We start from the raw sequence: 18,490 nt of genomic DNA, 5'->3' as shown, positions 1-18,490 counted from the left end.
GAGACCCCGAACGAGGTGTGCCCCATGACCGCTGCAGCGGTCCGGAACACGAGCGCCCGGATCCCGACGCCGCGCGCCGCCGGTGACGACTGCCCGGCGCCGCAGGCGGCGTCGATCCCGCCCGCCGTGGCCTACCAGCGCGTGCTGCACCAGCTGGTCCGCCGCGAGCTGCGGCTGGTCGCGGACCTCGCGACCTGGGCGCCGGCCGACGACGCCGAGCGCATCGCCGCGCTGACCGCGCACTCGGGTCTGATCACCCACGTGCTCCTGCACCACCACGCGACCGAGCGCGAGGCGATCTGGCCGGCACTGCTGCGCAACCTCCCGCCGGACCGTCAGGCCGAGGCGCGCGCCGCCGTCGACGCCTGGACCGCCGGCTGCGCCCGCACCGACCACAGGCTCCGCGACGTCTCCACCGCCGCCCGCCAGTGGGCCGTCGCCCTCACACCGTCGGCCCGGGACGCCTTCGCGATGGCCTGCCTCGACGTCGCCGACGTCGTCGACGCCCGGACCGCCGACGAGGAGCGGACCTTCCTCCCGCTGCTCGGCGCCCACCTCGGCGCGGACGACTGGGCGGCGATCGCCCGCTCGTCGCGCTGCACCCTCCCGGCCCGCGACCAGCTGATGGTCCTCGGCCTGGCCCTGGAGGACGCCTGCGCGGGCGACCGGGCCCGCGTGCTCGAGGGTCTGCCCCGCTCGGCCCGCTGGGCCTGGCGGTTCGGCGGCGAGCGGCACTACCGGGCCACCGTCGTCCGGCTGCGCGGGGAGCCGCCGGCCCGGTGACCCGGCCGGTTCAGTAGCGGGACGTGCCGCACTCCGCGCAGCGCTTGCGGGCCGCCCGGGTCTCCCGGTGGCACGGTCCGGCTCCGGACTTGCGCGGTTTCGCGCGCTGTTGCGGCGGTGCAACGGCGCAAGAGCGGGGGAAACCGCGCAAGAGCAGCACCCCCGGGGCGCAGGTCTCAGAGGTAAGCGACGCCGCTGTCGAGATCGATGCGGCGGTAGGGCGGGGCGCCGTCCTCGGCGTCGTCCCGGCGGACCTCGCGGGAGCGCTGCACCTCGAGGTCGACGGCCCTCCCCGGGGCGAGCGCGGCCGAGAACACGTCGAGCCCGCCGGCCGAGAGGGCGTGCCGCTCCCGCCGGTGCAGCGGGCTGCGGCGGCCGACCCGGGACCACAGCTGCTCCAGCGCGGCGAGGACGACGAGGAGCACGGCGAGGCCTGGCAGCGTCAGCGCCAGGACCAGCCCCATGCCGACGACGGTAGTCCCGCCGGGGCCCGCGCGGCGGGCGACCGTCCTGCGCGGGGACGCGTGCACAATGGACGGCTCGCCTTGGCAGGGATCTGGGAAAGTGGTTGGCATTGTCGACGGTTCGGTCCACCGACTCGCACGACGCCGCGATCGCGGCGGAACAGCAGTACGTCACGGCACTCCATCAGCGGCTCGACACGCTGCGCGCCCGCACCGTCCACCGGCTCGACGAGGCGCTGTCCACGGTGCCGCACAACCCCCAGGCCATCGGTGAGCGCGAGGCCCAGGTCGAGCTGTACACCCAGCGACTGGTCGCCCTCGACGCCGCGGAGAGCGGGCTCTGCTTCGGCCGGCTCGACCGCCGCGACGCCGACGTCCCCCGGTACGTCGGGCGCATCGGACTGTCCACCGAGGAGGGCCGCGAGGAGCCGCTGCTCATCGACTGGCGGGCGCCGGCCGCGCAGCCGTTCTACACCGCGACCGCGCTGCACGACCTCGGGATCCGCCGGCGCCGGCACATCCGCACGCGGGGCCGCACCGTCGTGGGCATCGCCGACGAAACCCTCGACCTCACCGACGCCGCCGACGTCACCGAGCGCTCCGGACTGGTCGGCGAGTCGGTGCTGCTGGCCGCGCTCAACGCCAGCCGCACCGGGCGGATGACCGACATCGTCCGCACCATCCAGGCCGAGCAGGACCGGATCATCCGCGCCGACCACCGCGGCGTCCTCGTCGTGCAGGGCGGGCCGGGCACCGGCAAGACGGCGGTCGCCCTGCACCGGGCCGCGTACCTGCTCTACACGCACCGGGAGCGGCTGGCCCGCAGCGGGCTGCTGATCGTCGGCCCCTCCCCCACGTTCCTGCGCTACATCGCCGACGTGCTGCCCTCCCTCGGCGAGACCGGGGTCGTGCTCGCCGACCTGGGCGGGCTGCGCCCGGGCCTGCGGGCCGCGGCGCCCGAGCGCGCGGAGGTCGCCGAGCTCAAGGGCCGGCTGGCCATGGTCGACGTGGTGGCCGCCGCGCTGAAGGGCCGGCAGGCGGTGCTCGACGGCCCGGCGCAGATCACCCTCGACGGCACGCCGCTGCGGTTTACCAAGGCCGACGCCGCGCGGGCCCGCTCGCGCGCCCGCCACACCTCCCGACTGCACAACGAGGCGCGGCCGGCGTTCGGCGCCGCGGTGATCGGGATCCTGGCCCAGAAGTACGCCGACACGCTCGGCGCGGACGTCCTCGGCGGGGCCGGTCTGCTCGACCGGCAGGACGTCGCCGCGCTGCGTCAGGAGGTCGCGGCCGAGCCCGCGGTGCACGCCCTGATCGACCGGCTGTGGCCGCGGCTGACCGCCGAGCGGCTGGTCGGCGAGCTGTTCGCCTCCCCCGCACGGATCGCGGCGGCCACCCCCGGGTGGACCGACGCCGAGCGGCGCCTGCTGCACCGGCCGGCGTCCGCCCCGTGGACGCCCGCAGACGTGCCCCTGCTGGAGGAGGCCGACGAGCTGCTCGGCGTCGACGACTCCGCGCAGCGCGCGACCGCACGGCGGGACCGACAGCGGCGGCTGCGGCACGCGCAGGAGACCCTCGACCTGCTGCACGGCTCCCGGTCGGTCGACAACGAGACCGAGGACGAGTCCGAGGAGCTCTCGGCCGGCGACCTGCTCGACGCCGAGGGCCTGGCCGGGCGCCACGACGAGGTCGACACGCGGACGACGGCGGAGCGCGCGTCGGCGGACCGGTCGTGGACCTACGGGCACGTCATCGTCGACGAGGCGCAGGAGCTCTCCCCGATGGCGTGGCGGCTCCTGCTGCGGCGGTGCCCGACGCGCTCGATGACCGTGGTCGGCGACGTCGCCCAGACCGGGTCGGCGGCCGGGGCCTCGAGCTGGGCCGACGCCCTCGACCCCCAGCTCGGCAGCGGCTGGCGGATCGAGGAGCTGACCGTCAACTACCGCACCCCGGCGGAGATCATGGCCGTCGCCGACCAGGTGCGGTCCGGGAACGGCGCGACGACCACGGCCGTGCGGTCGACCGGCGTGCACCCGTGGGCCCTGGGGGTCGCCGAGGCGGACCTGGCCGACGCGGTCGCCGAGGCCGCGGCCGCGTTCGACAAGGAGGACGGGACGCTCGGGATCGTGGTGCCGCGCGAGCGCCTCGACGCCGTCACGAGCGCCGTCCGCGACCGGCTGCCGGCCGTGGCGACGGGGGTGGCGACCGACGCCGACCTCCCCGACGGCCCCGTCGTCCTGGCCCCGGAGGCGGTCAAGGGCCTGGAGTTCGACTCCGTCCTCGTCGTCGACCCGGCCGGGATCGTGGGCGAGGGCGCGCGCGGGGCCAACGACCTCTACGTGGCGCTGACCCGCGCCACCCAGCGGCTCGGGGTCGTGCACGCCGGCGCGCTCCCGCCGGCGCTGGCCGGCCTCGCACCGCGCTGAACCCTGACTGGTGGGCCTTGCTCAGAGGCGGCCGTGGCGCCGGCCCGCGACGCCGGGCTCGGCCCCTCCCCGACGGGCTAGACCCCGCAGCCCCCGCCGGAGCAGGCGCAACCGGCGCAGCCGAGGGGCCGGCCCTCCTCCGCATCCGGCCGAGCGCCGACGGCGCGCAGGTTCGCCGCACCGACCAGCACCGGCACCGCAAGCACGGCCACCGCGACCGCCGAGACCACGGTGGCGACGGCGGATGCGCGGTCCCAGCCCTGCGCCAGGCCGGTGGCCACGAGCAGCCCGGCGACCAGCACCGACCAGACCAGCAGTGCCTGCCCGCCGCGGCGGGCCAGCCCACCGCGGGCGAGCAGCCCGGCGGCGGCGCCGAGCAGCAGCAGCGGGACGGCGACCAGGAGCACCCGCGCGGCCAGATCCGCCGACGCGACGGCGACCGCCAGACCGGCCAGCCCGGCCAGCGCCGAGACCACGCCCAGCCCGCGGGCGCGGCCGGACAGCTCGGCGGAGAGCTCGCCCGCGCGGCCCAGCAGCACCCCGCCGCGGACGGCGAGGAAGGCCCCCAGCGCGCCGAGCAGCAGCCGCGCACCGGCGGCGTCCCAGAGCAGTGAGGTGACGGCGACGGCGAGCATCCCGAGGCCGAGCGCGAGCCACTGCGGCCACGCGCGCCGGGCGACCGCCGGGGTCGCGTCTGCCGTCAGGATCCCGGTCGCACTCGTTGCCACGGGAGCCAGTGTCCCTCACGCGCGCCCGACGTTCCGCACGCGCCGTTCCTGGGCACATGCGAGTCTGAAGCGCTCGCCGCCCCGCGGCCCGTCGAAGGAGCTCCATGACCGTGACCGACACAGCCCGGCAGGCCGGGAACAGCGACACCCTGGAGCACCTCGCACGGGTCGGCCTGATCGCCTACGGGGTCGTGCACCTGCTGGTCGCCTGGCTGGCCGTCCAGCTGGCCTGGTTCGGCGGTGGCGGGGAGTCCGCCGACCAGTCCGGCGCGATGTCGACCCTCGCGGAGTCGCCGATCGGCAAGCCGCTGCTCTGGGTCGTCGCGCTCGGGCTGATCGCGCTGGCCGCGTGGCAGGCCGCCGAGGTGATCCGCTGGAAGTCCGGCTGGTCGGCCTCGGGCAAGCAGCGCACGAAGGCCCTGCGCAAGTCCGGCAACGCCCTGGTCAAGGCGGTCATCTACGGGGCGCTCGCGGTGCTGGCCATCCGGTTCGCGACGGGGAGCGGACAGTCCAGCTCCAGCTCGCAGCAGGAGACGACCGCGGGCGTCTTCGGCTGGCCGTTCGGCCAGTGGCTGGTGGGTGCCGCCGGGCTGGTGCTCATCGGTGTCGGCGCGTGGCACGTGCGCAAGGGCCTCAACCAGCACTTCATGAAGCAGATCGACACCTCGAAGGCATCGTCGTCCGCCGTCCGGCTGGTCACCCGGCTCGGGCAGGTCGGCTTCCCCGGCAAGGGCATCGCCCTCGCCGGCGTCGGTGCGCTGCTCATCTGGGCGGCGGTCACCTTCGACCCGTCGAAGGCGCGGGGTCTCGACGGCGCGCTGCGCACGATCCTCGACCTGCCGTTCGGGCAGATCCTGCTCACCCTGGTCGCGCTGGGGATCGCGGCGTTCGGCGCGTTCTGCCTCGTCCGGGCCCGGTACCCCGAGCGCACCTGACCGCCGCGGTGGCACGGCAGGGAAGAGGGTTCCTGGATGCTCGTGATCTGCCCACCAGGGTGGGCAGAGCACGAGCATCCGCAGGACACCTCCGGTGACCGCCTCGGGACGGCGAGTCCTGCTCGACCGGGTGCACGGCGCGGTCGACCGGGCGCGGGAGGTCACCGACCATCCGGTGCTGACGCACGTCGCGCGCGTCGGGCTGATCGCCTACGGCGCCATGCACCTGCTCATCGGGTACCTGGCGCTGCGCATGGCCTGGGGCATCGGCGACGACGACGCCGACCAGACCGGGGCGCTGCAGACCGTCGCCGACGGCCCCGCCGGCCGCGCCCTGCTCTGGACGATCGGTCTGGGCATGCTCGCATTGGCCCTCTGGCAGGCCGGCGAGGTGCTGCTGTGGTGGCGCGGCCTGCTCGACCGGGACCACCGCGCGCGCACCGCCCTCGTCATCGCCAAGTGCCTGGCCAAGGCGGTGGTCTACGCCGTCCTCGGCGTCACCGCGCTGCTGTTCGCCGTCGGCCTGGAGTACGAGGCCGACGACCGGCTGCAGGACCTCACCGACGAGACGCTCGAGATCCCCGGCGGGTCGGTCATGGTCGCGGTCGTCGCGGTCGGGGTCGTCGCCGTCGGGCTCTACACGCTCGTCCGCGGGATCACCGGCGGCTTCATGCGCGACATCGACCTGCCCGCGGCCCCCGACCGGTGGGAGCCGCTGATCGAGCACGTCGGCCGCGTCGGCTACGTGGCGAAGGGAGTCGCGTTCGGCCTGGTCGGCGTCCTGCTGTGGCGCGCGGCGCTGTCCGAGGACGTCACCTCGGCCACCGGCCTGGACGGCGCCATGACCGCGATCGCCGGGGTGAGCGCGGGCCCGTGGCTGCTCACCGCGGTCGCGGCGGGATTCCTCGCCTTCGGCGGGTACGCCCTGGCGCGGGCCCGCTATCCCGACCGCGACCCGTCGTCGTGAGTCGACTCCGAGCGGCGATCACCGGCGCCCTGTGGCCACTGCCCGCCCTCGCCGTGCTGGTCGCGATCGGCCTGGGCATCGGCCTGCCCGAGGTGGACGCGCTGCTGCAGGCCGGCGTCGAGGAACCGCTGGCCTTCGTGTTCTCCGGGGGGCCGTCGGCCGCGCGGACCATCCTCTCGGCCATCGCGTCGTCGCTCATCTCGGTCACCACGCTGCTGTTCTCGCTGACGATCGTCACCCTGCAGCTGGCCAGCAGCCAGTATTCCCCGCGACTGCTGCAGACATTCGTGCGCGACCGGGTGGTGCAGAGCTGCCTGGCCATCCTGCTCGGCACCTTCCTCTACGCGCTCACGGTGCTCCGCAGCGTGCGCTCGGCCGACGAGTCGGGCTCGGGCGCCTTCGTCCCGCGTCTGTCGGTGACACTCGCCTTCCTGCTGACCCTCGTCTCGGTCGGCGCGCTCGTCGCCTTCCTGAGCCACCAGACCAGGCAGCTCCGGGTGGAGACCATGCTGCGCGACGTCCACGTCGAGGCCGGTGCCACGCTCCGCCGCCTGGCCCGCGTGGCCGACGACGCGGCTCCGACGGCCGCCTGGCCGGCCATGCCCGAGGGCGCCCGCCCGGTGCCCGCCCGGGGCAGCGGGTTCCTCGTCGCGCTGGCCGAGGCCCAGCTCGTCGAGGCGGTGGCCGCGGCCGGCGCCGTCGTCCGGCTCGTCCCCCGGCCCGGGGACCCGGTCATCACCGGGACGCCGCTGGCCTGGGCGTGGCCCGACGGTGCCGGGACAGCCCTGGACGAGGAGGCCCTCGGTGCGGCCCTGCAGGCCCACGCGACGCTCAACTACGAGCGGGAGGACCACGGCGACCCCAGCTACGGCCTGCGCAAGCTGGTCGACATCACGACGCGGGCCCTCTCCCCCGGGATCAACGACCCGACGACCGCGGTGCACGCCCTCTCGCACGTCTCGGACCTGCTCGGCGTCGCCGCGCAGCAGACCACGTGGGACCGGCGGCTGGTCGACGCCGAGGGACAGGTCCGGCTGCTCGTCCCGTCGTGGGACTTCCCGGCCCTGCTCGACCTGGCGCTGACCCAGCCCCGCCACTACGGCGGCGAGGACCCGACGGTGGTCGACCGGCTGTTCGCGCTGCTCGCCGAGGTGGGCTGGCGGGTCACCAGGCCGGACCAACGGGCGGCGCTCCGGGAGCAGCGGGACCTGCTCGTGGCGCAGTGCGTGGACCGCCCGCCCACGGGCTGGGACGCCGACGAGGTGCGGCGCCGGGGCTCCGCCGTCGATGACGCCCTGGCCCGGCGGCGGCCGACGTCCTAGTTGCGGGGGCCGCCGGCCACGTAGATGACCTGCCCGGACACGAACCCGGCGCCCTCGCTCACCAGGAACGAGACCGTGTGCGCGATGTCCTCGGGCTGGCCGGCGCGGGCGACCGGGATCGCCGCGGCCCGCGCGGCCACGTAGGGCTCCCACTCCTGCCCGATCCGCTCGGCGGTCGCCTTGGTCATGTCGGTGACGATGAACCCGGGCGCGATCGCGTTGGCGGTGACCCCGAACTTGCCCAGCTCGATGGCCAGGGTCTTGGTGAAACCCTGCAGGCCCGCCTTGGCGGTCGCGTAGTTCGCCTGCCCGCGGTTGCCCAGCGCGGAGGTCGACGACAGGTTGACGATCCGCCCCCACGTCGCCTCGGTCATGTGCTTCTGCACCGCACGGGTCATCAGGAACGACCCGCGCAGGTGCACGTGCATGACCACGTCCCAGTCGGCGTCGCTCATCTTGAACAGCATGTTGTCGCGGGTCACGCCCGCGTTGTTGACCAGCACCACCGGGGGGCCGAGCTCCGTGGCGATCCGGTCGACGGCGGCCTGCACCTGCTCGGCGTCGCCGACGTCGGCGCCCACGGCCAGGGCCCGCCCGCCCGCGGCCTCGATCGACTCGACCGTCCCGCGGGCGTCGTCCTCCGTCAGGTCGATCACCGCCACGGCGAAGCCGTCGGCGGCCAGCCGCAGCGCGGTGGCCGCACCGATCCCGCGGGCCGCTCCGGTGACGATCGCGACGCGGCTCACGAGGCCACCCGCTCGAACAGCGCGGCCAGGCCCTGACCCCCGCCGATGCACATCGTCTCCAGCCCGTAGCGGGCCTCGCGGCGGTCCATCTCGCGCAGCAGCGTGGCCAGGATCCGCCCGCCGGTCGCGCCGACCGGGTGCCCGAGCGAGATGCCCGAGCCGTTGACGTTGGTGCGCTCGAAGTCGGCGTCGGTGAAGCCCCACTCGCGGGTCACCGCCAGCACCTGGCTGGCGAACGCCTCGTTGAGCTCGATCAGGTCGACGACGGAGAGCTTCACGCCGGCGCGGTCCAGGGCCTTCGCCGTCGCCGGCACCGGGCCGATGCCCATCGTCTTCGGCGGCACCCCGGCGACGGCCCAGGAGACCAGCCGGGCCAGCGGCCGCAGGCCGAGCTCGGCGGCCTTCTCCGGCGTGGTGACGATCGCGATCGCCGCGCCGTCGTTCTGCCCGCTGGCGTTGCCCGCGGTGACCGTGGCCGCCGCGTCGTCCCGGCCCATGATCGGCCGCAGCTTGGCCAACGTCTCGACGTTCGCGTCGGGGCGGATGTGCTCGTCGCGGTCGACGACGGTGTCACCCTTCCGGCCCGGCACCGTGACCGGCACGATCTCGTCGGCGAACCGACCCGCCTCGGCCGCGGCGGCGGCGCGCTGGTGGCTGCGGACGGCGTACTCGTCCTGCTCCTCGCGCGAGATCTCGTACTCCGCCCGCAGGTTCTCCGCGGTCTCGATCATGCCGCCGGGCACCGGGTGGTTCTTCCCGCCGGCGGTCACCCGGCCGCGGGCCAGGCCGTCCTGCAGGAGGACTCCCGGCCCGGCCTTCACACCCCAGCGCATCGCCGTCGAGTAGAACGGCGCGTTGCTCATCGACTCCGCCCCGCCGGCCAGCAGCAGGTCGGCCGCCCCGGTCTGCACCTGCATCGCCGCGTACAGCACGGCCTGCAGGCCCGAGCCGCAGCGGCGGTCGAGCTGGATGCCCGAGGCGGTGACCGGCAGCCCGGCGTCCAGGGCGGCCACCCGGCCGATGGCCGGGGCGTCCATCGTCGGGTAGCAGTGCCCGAGCACGACGTCCTCGACCGCCTCGGGCGGGAGGCCGGTGCGCTCCATCAGCGCGCGGATGACCGTGGACGCGAGGTCCTGGGCGGGGACGTCGCGGAGCGATCCGCCGAATCCCCCGACCGGTGTGCGCATCGGTTCACAGATGACGGCGTCTCGCACGGGTCCTCCTCGGTCGCTCCCGACAGCGCCCCGAGTCTGCCCCCTTCCCCCCGAATGACCATCGGCGGGTGGCTGCCCGGCACGCCGACCGGGACAACCACCCGCCGATGATCAACGGGGTTCGGCTGGATCAGCCGAGGTCGACCTCCTCGTAGCACGGACCGGTGAAGTCGTACTCCTCGGCCGTCGGACCGGTGTAGGCCTCAGCGACCGTCGCCAGGCCGGTGCTCGCGGCCGGGTCGATGTTGCTGATGAACGTCGCCCGCGAGGCCGCGTCGTTCGCACCACCGGCGTAGTTGCCGGAGCCCTCAGGCAGGACGCCCTCGAAGTCGACCGACTCCAGGCCCTCGGCCGCCTCGCGGAGGCCGGCGCGGGTCAGGTCGCCGTTCTCGGCCGCCGCCTCGAGCGCGGCCTTGAGCGGGTAGGACCAGACCCAGCCGGACGTGTAGAACTCGTTCGGCGTCACGTCGGGGAGCGCCTCACGCATGGCGGCGTGCCCGTCGGTCTCGGAGTCCCAGGAGCCCCACGGACCGAGGTGCTGGAACAGCGCCTGGAACGCCGGCGCGGCCGGCGACTGCAGGATCGCCGGGTTCCACGTCGGCGAGGAACCCATGAACCGGCCCTGGAACCCACCGGCGGCGGCCTGGCCGACGATGGTGGCGGTGTCAGTCGGACCGGCCGAGATGATCACCAGGTCGGGGGACTGCTCGCGGATCGCGGCCACCGCGGCGGCCTGGTTGTCCGGGCCGGCCGTGGTCTCGACGTTGGTGAAGGTGATGCCGTTGGCGTCGGCCGCCACCTTCGCACCGGCGGCGGCGTCGGCGCCGAAGTCACCGGCGTAGTGGATCGCCATGACCGACTCCACACCGTCGTTCTCGACCGCGTAGTCGACGCCGTTCATGGCCTCGGCGCAGTAGGTCGCGCCGCTCTCCACGATGACGTCCTGGAACAGGTACAGCGAGGTCCAGCCGGCCGGCGCCGCGACGATGTCCTCGGCGTCGAGGTCGTCGACGATCGCCGCGGTGGGCGGCGAGCCCAGCGTCTGCGCCAGGGCCAGGATGTCGGGCTTGATCTCCTGGTAGACCTGGTTGGTGACCTGCGGGTTGTACTGGTTGTCGCGGACGTACTCGGTGACGTTGATGTCGTAGCCGCCGATGCCGCCGTCCTCGTTGACCCGCTGCCAGAAGGCCTCCTGGCCGTCGATGATCAGCGGGCCGGCCGCCGCGAACGGCCCGACGGTCAGGTCGGAGAGCGTGCCCAGGTAGATGCAGCCGTTGTCCTCGTTGACCGCATCGGGGCACGGCTCGCTGGTGACGCCGACGTCGGTGGCGATGTCGCCGCCGTCACCGCCGCCGCCGTCCCCGCCGCCGCTGTCGCCGCCGCGACAACCGGCCGCCAGCACGGCGAGGCCGGCCAGTGAGGCTGCTGCGAGCCTCCGGCGCGGAGTGTTCCTCATGGGGTGCTCCCTTCTCGCCGGCACCGGCGCCGGTCGGAGGTTGCCCCGGCGGCGTGGCTGCCGACGGGGAGTCTGTGGTGGGGTGCCTGCGGGCCGGGACGGCGGCCCAGCGGGCTCAGTAGCTGAATGGCCAGGCCTTCCAGTAGTTCCGCAACCGGATCCACACGCCGAAGAGACCGCGGGGTTCGAAGATCAGGAACACGATGATCAGCGCGCCGTAGAGGAGCGTCTCGACCTGGAAGACGTTGGGGGTCTCGGTCGCCGAGCTGGACAGGAACGGCAGGTAGGCCGGCAGTTCGCGGGTCAGCCGCGGCAGCAGTGCGATGAAGAAGGCGCCCATGATCGAGCCCGAGATCGTGGACACCCCGCCGATGAGCACCATCGCGATGAACTGCACCGACAGCAGCAGCCCGAACGACGACGGGTCGATGTAACCGAGGATGGAGTACAGCAGTGCCCCGGCGCAGCCTGCGTAGAAGCTCGACACCACGAACGCCCGCCGCTTGACCCGCCGGACGTCGACGCCGGTGATCTCCGCGGCGATGTCCCGGTCCCGCACGGCGGCGAAGCTGCGGCCCATCGCCGATCGGGCGATGTTGCGCCCGATCACCGCGAAGATGACCAGCATGGCGAGCATCAGCCAGTACATCTGCTGGTCGCCGGAGAACGCCTCGGTCCGGCGGGACAGGTCGGCGCCGAACAGCACCGGGTCGGGGCCCTGGCGGCCCACGCCGAAGCCGCCGGTGAGCGAGTCCCACTCCCGGAACAGGTGCTCGCCGATGAAGACCAGGCCGAGGGTGACGATCGCCAGGTAGAGGCCGCGCAACCGGCTGGCCAGCGGCGAGACGATCAGCCCGAGCACGGCCGCGACGATGCCCGCCGCGAGCAACCAGACGGGCAGGAACGTGATGCCGAGGCCCCACACGTCCTCGTCGGTGGGGTCGCCCGAGACGACGGAGGCGGTGTAGGCGCCGACGCCGATGAAGAACGCGTGCCCGAGGGACACCTGACCGGCGTAGCCGGTGACCAGGTTGAGGCCGATGGCGCCGATCGCGAGCACGCAGCCGGTGGCCAGCAGCCGCAGCATGTCGTCCTGGAACAGGAACGGCGCCAGCGCGGCGAGCACCAGCAGGGCGCCGATGCTCACCTTCTTCGCGCGGGTGTTCAGCAGCGACATGTCCTGCGCGTACGTCGTGTACATCGCCGGGCGCCCGCGCGGCCGCCCGCCCCGGCTGCGGACCGGCTTCGGGGCCTCCGACCCGGTTCCGACGCGTGGCTCGGTCGTCGTCATACCCGTTCCACTTCCCTCGTGCCGAAGAGTCCGTAGGGCTTGACCAGCAGCACGATCAGCAGCAGCACGTAGGGCGAGACCAGCGCGAAGTTGTTGCCGAGCCAGGGCGCGAAGTCGTCCTGGTAGGACGCGACGAACGACTCGACGACGCCGACGGCGAGCCCGCCGACCACGGCGCCCTCGATGGAGTCCAGGCCGCCGATGATGATCGCCGGGAGCGCCTTGAGGGCGATGATCCAGGTGGCCTGGTCGACACCGCTGCCGGTGCCGACGAACGCGCCGGCGACCGCCGCGAGCCCGCCGGCCATCGCCCAGGACAGCGCCATGACGCCACCGACGGAGACGCCCTGCACCAGCGAGGTCTCCTGGTCCAGCGACGCCGCCCGCATGGCCAGCCCCCAGCGGCTGTAGCGGAAGAAGGCGAACAGCGCGGCGACGACGGCGATCAGGACGACGATCATCGCGATGTAGCGCTGCTGCACGGTGATCCCGAGCACGTCGACCGTCGACAGCCCCCACGGGTCGCCGACCTGGCGCACGTCGCGGCCGATGAAAATGTTCGTGATCACGCGGATCACGACGTCCAGGCCGAGGGTGATGATGGCCACGACGAAGACCGGTCGGCCGATCATCGGCCGGATCGTCGTCCGCTCGACGACCAGGCCGACACCGGCCATGGCGACGGCGGCCATCGGGACGGCCAGGTAGAAGCCCACCGGGCCGACCAAGTAGGTCACCAGCGTCGCCCCGGCCAGCATCAGCGCCGGCTGCGCGAAGCTGATGACCTTCGACGACTTGTAGATGATCACGAAGCTCACGGCGAGCATCGCGTACAGCGACCCGAAGCCCAGGCCGCGCACGAGCGTGCCGAGGATCTCCTGCATCAGCCGCGGCCCCCGCCCCGGTACATCGACTCGACCAGCCCGGAGAACCGCTCGATCATGGCCGAGCGGCGCACCTTCTGGGTGGCCGTGAGCTCGCCGTCCTCGTGGTCGAGCAGTTTGGGCAACAGCCGGAAGGCCTTGACCTGCTCGACGGTGGCCAGCCGGCTGTTGACGTCGTCGACGACTTTCTGCACCAGGGCCACGACCTCCTTCTTCTCGGTCAGGTCGCGGTAGGTGGTGAAGGCGATCCGTTGCTGCTGCGCCCAGTCCGAGACGGTGTCGGGCTCGATGCCGATCAGCGCGGTCGGGTAGGGACGACGGTCGCCGATCAGCACCGCCTCCTTGATGTACGGGCTGACCTTGAGGGCGTTCTCGATCTCCGACGGCGCGATGTTCTTGCCGCCCGCGGTGATCATGATGTCCTTCATGCGGTCGGTGATCCGCAGGAAGCCGTCGTCGTCGATGACGCCGACGTCGCCGGTGTGCAGCCAGCCGTCGGAGTCGATCGTCTCGGCGGTCGCGTCGGGACGGTTCCAGTAACCGAGGAACGTCGCCCGTCCCCGCGTGAGCACCTCGCCGGTCGCCTCGTCGATGCGCAGCTCCACGGTCGGGTGGGCCACGCCGACCGTCCCCAGCTTCCACCGGCCGGGCTTGTTCGCCGTCGCCGAGGCGGTGTTCTCGGTCATGCCGTACAGCTCGTAGATCGGGACCCCGAGACCGAGGAAGAACGTGAGCACGTCGACGGCCACCGGAGCGGCGCCGCAGCCCGCCCAGCGCACCCGGCGCAGGCCCAGCCGCTCGCGCAGCGCGCGGACCACCAGCACCCAGGCCACGGCGTACTTCATCCGCGAGCCGGCGGTGTGCTTCCCGCCGGTCTTCGCGAGGGTCTCCCCCACGTCGTGCGCCAGCTTGAGCCCGAGACGGCCGACGGCGCCCTTGACCGCGCTCGCCGCGGCCTGCTTCACCTGCACGGTGGCCAGCAGCTTCTCCCAGATGCGCGGAACCGCGAAGAAGAACGTCGGCTGGATCTCGCGCAGGTTCGCCGGCACGGTCTCGATCGACTCGGCGAAGTTGATCTGGATGCCGGTGGCCGCGTTGTTCCAGGTGGTGAAGATGCGCTCGGCCACGTGGCTGAGCGGCAGGTAGGACAGCGCGAGGTCCTTGGGGCCGGCGGGCGGCTCGACCAGGCCGGGGCCGGTCAGTGCCTCGATCGTGGCCTCGACGTTGGCCACGCTGAGCATCGCGCCCTTGGGCAGCCCGGTCGTCCCCGAGGTGTAGATGAGGGTCATCAGGTCCTCGGGTCGGGTGCGCGACATGGCCTCCTCGACCGCACCCGGGTGGGCGGCCCGGTGCTCGCGACCGCGGGTCAGGAAGTCCTCCCAGAACAGCAGCCGGCCGTCGTCGTACCGCCCGCGGACGCCGCGCGGCTCGACGTACACGATCGTCTGGAGGTCCGGCGTCGACGACGTGACCTCCAGCGCCTTGTCGACCTGCTCCTGGTCCTCGCTGAGCAGCACCTTGGCCGCGGAGTCCGACAGCAGGTGCACCACCTCGGCGGCCGGGTTGGTCGGGTAGATGCCGACGGTGACCGCGCCGATGGCGACCGCGCCGAGGTCGACGGTCAGCCACTCCTTGCGGTTCTCCGACTGGATGGCCACCCGGTCGCCCCGGGTCACGCCGAGCGCGAGCAGGGCGTGCGCGACGTCCTGGATCTCGTCCCAGTACTCCGCCCAGCTGGTCTCCTGCCACAGCCCGAAGTCCTTGCTCCGCAGCGCGACGTCGGTCGGCGTCGCGGCGGCGCGGTCCCGGATGCGGGTGACCACCGTGGTGGTGGCCGTGGGGAGCGCCTCGGCCCGGGTCTGCGTGGCGGTCACGATTCCCCTCCTGTGGTGGACGCGGCGGTGCTGCCGGCGGCGTCGCCGTTCGCGGTGTTCTTCGACCGGCGCCCGCCCGTGGCGTGGTCCTCGCCGAGATAGGCCTTGATGACGTCGGGGTTGCGCTGCACCTCGGCCGGGACGCCGGTGGTGATCGGGACGCCGAAGTCGACGACCATGATCCGGTCGGCGAGGTCCATGACCAGGCCCATGTCGTGCTCGACCATGATCATCGGGATCTTCAGCTCGTCGCGGATGTCGAGGATGAACCGGGCCATGTCCTCGGTCTCCTCGAGGTTCATGCCGGCCACCGGCTCGTCGAGCAGCAGCAGCCGCGGCCCCATGGCCAGCGCGCGCCCGAGCTCGACCCGCTTCTGGACGCCGTAGGGCAGCAGACCCACCGGGAAGTTGCGGTACTGGGCCAGCTCCAGGAAGTCGACGATGTCCTCGACCGCGGCCCGGTCGGCCAGCTCGCTGCTGCGGGCGGGACCCAGCCAGAACGCGGAGGCGAACATGCCGTACCGCACCCGGTGTGCCCGGCCGAGCATCAGGTTGTCGATCACCGTGAGGTTCTCGAACAGCTCGATGTTCTGGAACGTGCGCGCCATCCCCCGGGCGGCGATCGTGTGCGGCCGCCGGCCGAGGACGTCTTCGCCCAGGAACTGGACCCGGCCCTCCTGGGGCCGGTACACCCCGGAGAGCACGTTGAAGATCGACGTCTTGCCGGCGCCGTTCGGGCCGATGATCGCGAAGAGCTCCTGCGGCCCGACGGTGAAGGTCGCGCCGTTGATCGCGGTCACGCCCTTGAACCGCAGGGTCACGTTCTCGACCTCGACGACGGGGCTCTCCCCGGCCGTCCCCCCGGTCATGACAACCACCTCTTCCGACGCCGGTAGTGCTTCACGTCCCGGAAGGACTTTGCGCTGCCCTCCGCACCGAGGCCCAGGTAGAACTCCTTGATGTCGTCGTCGTCGAGCAGGGCGGCCGCAGGCTTGTCCATGACCACCCGGCCGGTCTCCAGCACGTAGCCGTGGTCGGAGATCGACAGCGCCATCGAGGCGTTCTGCTCGACCAGCAGCACCGTGGTGCCCTGCTCGTTGATGGCGGTGATCAGGTCGCGGATCGAGCCGACCAGCTGCGGCGCCAGGCCCAGGCTCGGCTCGTCGAGGAGCAGGTAGCGCGGGTTGCTCATGAGCGCCCGGCCCATGGCCAGCATCTGCTGCTCGCCGCCGGAGAGGTACCCGGCGGTCTGCGTGCGCCGCTCCAGGAGCCGGGGGAAGAGCTCGAACACCCGCTCGAGGTTCTTCGCGCGGTCGTTGGGCTTGGTGTGCGCCCCGACCCGCAGGTTCTCCTCGACGGTGAACTCCGCGAAGACCCGCCGACCCTCGAGCACCTGGCTGATGCCGCGCGCGACGATCTGCTGCGGGTCGAGGTGGTCGATGCGGTCGCCGTCGAGCGTGATCCGCCCCCGCGTGACCTTGCCGTGGTGGATGTCGAGGAGGCCCGACAGCGCCCGCAGCAGCGTGGTCTTGCCGGCGCCGTTGGCGCCGAGCAGACCCACGATCTGACCGTCGGGAACCTCGAGACTCACCCCGCGGAGCACCAGGATGACGTCCTCGTAGACGACTTCCAGGTTGCTTACCGAGAGCACCGATCACCTCCGTCGCCGAACCCGTTGCATCGGCCAACTACTGTGACCGCAGTCACATGATCGGCATGAGCGGCGACACTAAGTGCCTCGCGCGGGGACCGGAAGGAAGGCGGGAGCGTTCGCTCCCGATTCGTTACCTGGTCGTTATCGACAGTCGGCCGACATATCTGCATGAAGCTTGGAGCACAAGTCGCGGCCTGGCCTTGGCCGGGCCAGCCGGGTTCGCGCGCGGTCGGCGCGAGGGGCGCCGACGGCGCCGCGAGGGCGCTCAGCCGGTGTGATCGAGCGGTGTGGTCAGGCGGCGCTGTCGGCACCCGGGGCGCCGGCGCCGACCTTCTCCACCTGCAGCAGGTTCCACAGGCCGGTGATCTGGAGCGGGCGGATGACCGCGCGGGAGGCGGCGAGGACACGCAGGCGGACGTCCTGGCCGCTGGCGCGACGGTAGGCGGCGGCGAGCACGCACAGGCCCGCCGAGTCGAGGAAGGTGACGGCCGCCAGGTCGATGGTGATCTCCTGCGCGCCGCCGTCGAGCAGCGCGTCGAGACGCTCCCGGAGAGCCGGGGCGGAGGTGGAGTCGACCTCTCCGGCGGCCGTGACGGTCACGCCGGCGCCGAGGTCGGCGACGTCGATGGAGATCAGATCTGAGGCGGGTCTGTCGATCGGGGATGCGGTCACGGGTTGTGCCTCTCAGGCTTGAACCGGACCAGTGGAGGAACGGCGGCGCAGGTTCTACGTCAGGACCGGCACTGGGAAAACACGGCTGACTGTTGAACCGCTGCCACTGACCGTAGGTACCCGATCCCAGGACCGCAAGGGGGCCCACCCCCCACGCCGCCGTCCCCGGCGCGGATACTCGACGGTGTGAGCGCGCCCCCCGGACGACGTCGCCGCTCGGCCGCGCCGGTCGTCGCGACGCTGATCTGGCTGGCCGGATCGGCCGCCGCGTTCGTCCTCCTCGACCCGGTGCTGGCCGCCTTCCTGGCCATCGTCGGCGTCACCGGCGTCGTGGTCGTCGCCGTCCTCTCCGACTGGGTGCGCGCCTCGACGTTCGAGGAGCGGGAGATGGCGCGGGCCCGCCGGCGCCAGGCCAAGTGGGACGCCGGGGAGCAGGCCCGGGCCCGCGACCGCGCCCGCTGGGAGGCGCACCAGGCGCGCAAGGCCGCCGAGGGCGACCGGTAAATCGTTCGACGCCTCCGGTCGGCGTCCCTACCGTCTCCGGCATGCGGTACTCCCAGCGCACTCGCTGAGCCTCTCCCCGAGCTGCCGCGGAGCGGCCCCGCCCTCCGCCGACGCACCCGTTTCCCGGGGCGCCGCAGCGCCCCTCCCCTCCCCGGCCATGGCTCCGCGCTGCCCGCGGGAGGTCTCCCCCGTCATGCCCGGAGGTACCCCATGTCACGACCCCTGCCCGATGCCGCGTCGGCCGCCCGAGCCGAGCTCTCCGAGACCGCGGCCACGTCGTTCGACCGGCTGGCCGGCGCGCTGCTCGCCTCGCCGTCGGCACCGCTCGGCCCCCTCCTGCGCGCCCAGCTGCCCGGCACCGCCGGGGTGCGCTGGCTCCGCACGGAGAACCTGCCGCCGACGACGAAGCCGACCGCGCTGCGCGCCGCGCAGTGGCTCTCGCTGTTCCAGTGCTGGCTCTCCCACCAGCGCACGCCCGGGCCGCAGGCCCCCGGCCCCCGGAGATCGGGACGGCCCGCCACCCACGGCCACGCCCCCGGCGCGATGGCCGTGCCCCGCTGGGGCCAGTGA

Annotated in this window: 18 protein-coding genes; 7 read left to right on the top strand and 11 right to left on the bottom strand. The window is 73.3% G+C overall.

Annotated elements, in window-relative coordinates; all coding sequences use genetic code 11:
• Nucleotides 1-24 precede the first annotated feature (24 nt).
• Entirely contained in the window at nt 25-783 is a 759-nt protein-coding gene (locus ABD644_RS04360; protein ID WP_344687341.1) for a hemerythrin domain-containing protein, read from the top strand.
• Between the two features lie 176 nt (nt 784-959).
• Here ABD644_RS04360 and ABD644_RS04355 read toward each other — a convergent pair whose 3' ends face one another.
• Entirely contained in the window at nt 960-1,247 is a 288-nt protein-coding gene (locus ABD644_RS04355; RefSeq protein ID WP_344687340.1) for a DUF6191 domain-containing protein, read from the bottom strand.
• Nucleotides 1,248-1,357: 110 nt separating this feature from the next.
• Between ABD644_RS04355 and ABD644_RS04350 the strand changes: the two genes are divergently transcribed.
• Entirely contained in the window at nt 1,358-3,673 is a 2,316-nt protein-coding gene (locus ABD644_RS04350) for a HelD family protein (RefSeq protein WP_344687339.1), read from the top strand.
• Nucleotides 3,674-3,750: 77 nt separating this feature from the next.
• Here the strand turns inward: ABD644_RS04350 and ABD644_RS04345 are convergent, their stop codons facing one another.
• On the bottom strand, nt 3,751-4,401 hold the full coding sequence (locus tag ABD644_RS04345) for a hypothetical protein (RefSeq protein ID WP_344687338.1): 651 nt from the start codon (nt 4,399-4,401) through the stop codon (nt 3,751-3,753).
• A 104-nt stretch (nt 4,402-4,505) separates the two neighbouring features.
• Here ABD644_RS04345 and ABD644_RS04340 point away from each other — a divergent pair, with 104 nt between their 5' ends.
• The 3 genes from ABD644_RS04340 (at nt 4,506) to ABD644_RS04330 (ending at nt 7,625) form a co-directional block, all read left to right on the top strand.
• Entirely contained in the window at nt 4,506-5,336 is an 831-nt protein-coding gene (locus ABD644_RS04340) for a DUF1206 domain-containing protein (RefSeq protein ID WP_344687337.1), read from the top strand.
• A 94-nt stretch (nt 5,337-5,430) separates the two neighbouring features.
• Nucleotides 5,431-6,303 carry a DUF1206 domain-containing protein gene (locus ABD644_RS04335; RefSeq protein ID WP_344687336.1) on the top strand — a complete coding sequence of 291 codons (873 nt, stop codon included), beginning with the start codon at nt 5,431-5,433 and terminating at the stop codon, nt 6,301-6,303.
• Nucleotides 6,300-7,625 (top strand): DUF2254 domain-containing protein, encoded by a 1,326-nt coding sequence (locus tag ABD644_RS04330; RefSeq protein WP_344687335.1) that lies wholly within the window; start codon nt 6,300-6,302, stop codon nt 7,623-7,625. Before ABD644_RS04335 ends, ABD644_RS04330 begins: the two co-directional genes overlap by 4 nt.
• Here the strand turns inward: ABD644_RS04330 and fabG are convergent.
• The 9 genes from fabG to ABD644_RS04285 all read right to left on the bottom strand — a co-directional run bounded on the left by fabG (nt 7,622) and on the right by ABD644_RS04285 (nt 17,416).
• Nucleotides 7,622-8,371: a 3-oxoacyl-ACP reductase FabG gene (fabG, locus tag ABD644_RS04325; protein WP_344687334.1), complete on the bottom strand. Its 750-nt coding sequence runs from the start codon at nt 8,369-8,371 to the stop codon at nt 7,622-7,624. The genes ABD644_RS04330 and fabG overlap by 4 nt on opposite strands.
• A complete protein-coding gene (locus tag ABD644_RS04320; protein ID WP_344687333.1) occupies nt 8,368-9,585 on the bottom strand; it encodes an acetyl-CoA C-acetyltransferase in 1,218 nt (405 codons plus the stop codon). The genes fabG and ABD644_RS04320 overlap by 4 nt, the downstream gene beginning before the upstream one ends.
• 130 nt (nt 9,586-9,715) lie before the next feature.
• Nucleotides 9,716-11,041: an ABC transporter substrate-binding protein gene (locus tag ABD644_RS04315; RefSeq protein WP_344687331.1), complete on the bottom strand. Its 1,326-nt coding sequence runs from the start codon at nt 11,039-11,041 to the stop codon at nt 9,716-9,718.
• Between the two features lie 115 nt (nt 11,042-11,156).
• Nucleotides 11,157-12,332: a branched-chain amino acid ABC transporter permease gene (locus ABD644_RS04310; RefSeq protein ID WP_344687330.1), complete on the bottom strand. Its 1,176-nt coding sequence runs from the start codon at nt 12,330-12,332 to the stop codon at nt 11,157-11,159.
• Entirely contained in the window at nt 12,329-13,216 is an 888-nt protein-coding gene (locus ABD644_RS04305; RefSeq protein WP_344687329.1) for a branched-chain amino acid ABC transporter permease, read from the bottom strand. Before ABD644_RS04305 ends, ABD644_RS04310 begins: the two co-directional genes overlap by 4 nt.
• The gene (locus ABD644_RS04300) at nt 13,216-15,090 is read right to left on the bottom strand and encodes an AMP-dependent synthetase/ligase (protein WP_344687328.1); all 1,875 of its coding nucleotides are present in this window, start codon (nt 15,088-15,090) and stop codon (nt 13,216-13,218) included. The genes ABD644_RS04305 and ABD644_RS04300 overlap by 1 nt, the downstream gene beginning before the upstream one ends.
• Nucleotides 15,087-15,959, bottom strand: a complete 873-nt coding sequence (locus tag ABD644_RS04295) for an ABC transporter ATP-binding protein (RefSeq protein WP_344687327.1) — start codon at nt 15,957-15,959, stop codon at nt 15,087-15,089. The genes ABD644_RS04300 and ABD644_RS04295 overlap by 4 nt, the downstream gene beginning before the upstream one ends.
• Nucleotides 15,956-16,741, bottom strand: a complete 786-nt coding sequence (locus ABD644_RS04290; protein WP_344687326.1) for an ABC transporter ATP-binding protein — start codon at nt 16,739-16,741, stop codon at nt 15,956-15,958. Before ABD644_RS04290 ends, ABD644_RS04295 begins: the two co-directional genes overlap by 4 nt.
• A gap of 294 nt (nt 16,742-17,035) precedes the next feature.
• A complete protein-coding gene (locus ABD644_RS04285) occupies nt 17,036-17,416 on the bottom strand; it encodes an STAS domain-containing protein (protein WP_344687325.1) in 381 nt (126 codons plus the stop codon).
• Nucleotides 17,417-17,602: 186 nt separating this feature from the next.
• On the opposite strand from ABD644_RS04285, the gene ABD644_RS04280 reads away from it, so the two are divergent.
• Together ABD644_RS04280 and ABD644_RS04275 are read left to right on the top strand one after the other, a co-directional pair.
• The gene (locus ABD644_RS04280; protein WP_344687324.1) at nt 17,603-17,920 is read left to right on the top strand and encodes a hypothetical protein; all 318 of its coding nucleotides are present in this window, start codon (nt 17,603-17,605) and stop codon (nt 17,918-17,920) included.
• Between the two features lie 210 nt (nt 17,921-18,130).
• Complete coding sequence (locus ABD644_RS04275; RefSeq protein WP_344687323.1) at nt 18,131-18,490, top strand: hypothetical protein; 360 nt, start codon at nt 18,131-18,133, stop codon at nt 18,488-18,490.

The sequence above is a fragment of the Blastococcus jejuensis genome (assembly GCF_039534705.1).
Taxonomy (GTDB): Bacteria; Actinomycetota; Actinomycetes; order Mycobacteriales; family Geodermatophilaceae; genus Blastococcus_B; species Blastococcus_B jejuensis.
Note: the sequence above shows the minus strand (reverse complement) of the source record. Positions and strands in the feature narration are given on the sequence as shown.

Bases quoted from the DNA above. Each gene is read 5' to 3' on its own strand.
- ABD644_RS04360 (WP_344687341.1), top strand. From the start codon at position 25: ATGACCGCTGCAGCGGTCCGGAACACGAGCGCCCGGATCCCGACGCCG.
- ABD644_RS04355 (WP_344687340.1), bottom strand. From the start codon at position 1,247: ATGGGGCTGGTCCTGGCGCTGACGCTGCCAGGCCTCGCCGTGCTCCTC.
- ABD644_RS04340 (WP_344687337.1), top strand. From the start codon at position 4,506: ATGACCGTGACCGACACAGCCCGGCAGGCCGGGAACAGCGACACCCTG.
- ABD644_RS04315 (WP_344687331.1), bottom strand. From the start codon at position 11,041: ATGAGGAACACTCCGCGCCGGAGGCTCGCAGCAGCCTCACTGGCCGGC.
- ABD644_RS04310 (WP_344687330.1), bottom strand. From the start codon at position 12,332: ATGACGACGACCGAGCCACGCGTCGGAACCGGGTCGGAGGCCCCGAAG.
- ABD644_RS04305 (WP_344687329.1), bottom strand. From the start codon at position 13,216: ATGCAGGAGATCCTCGGCACGCTCGTGCGCGGCCTGGGCTTCGGGTCG.
- ABD644_RS04295 (WP_344687327.1), bottom strand. From the start codon at position 15,959: ATGACCGGGGGGACGGCCGGGGAGAGCCCCGTCGTCGAGGTCGAGAAC.
- ABD644_RS04275 (WP_344687323.1), top strand. From the start codon at position 18,131: ATGTCACGACCCCTGCCCGATGCCGCGTCGGCCGCCCGAGCCGAGCTC.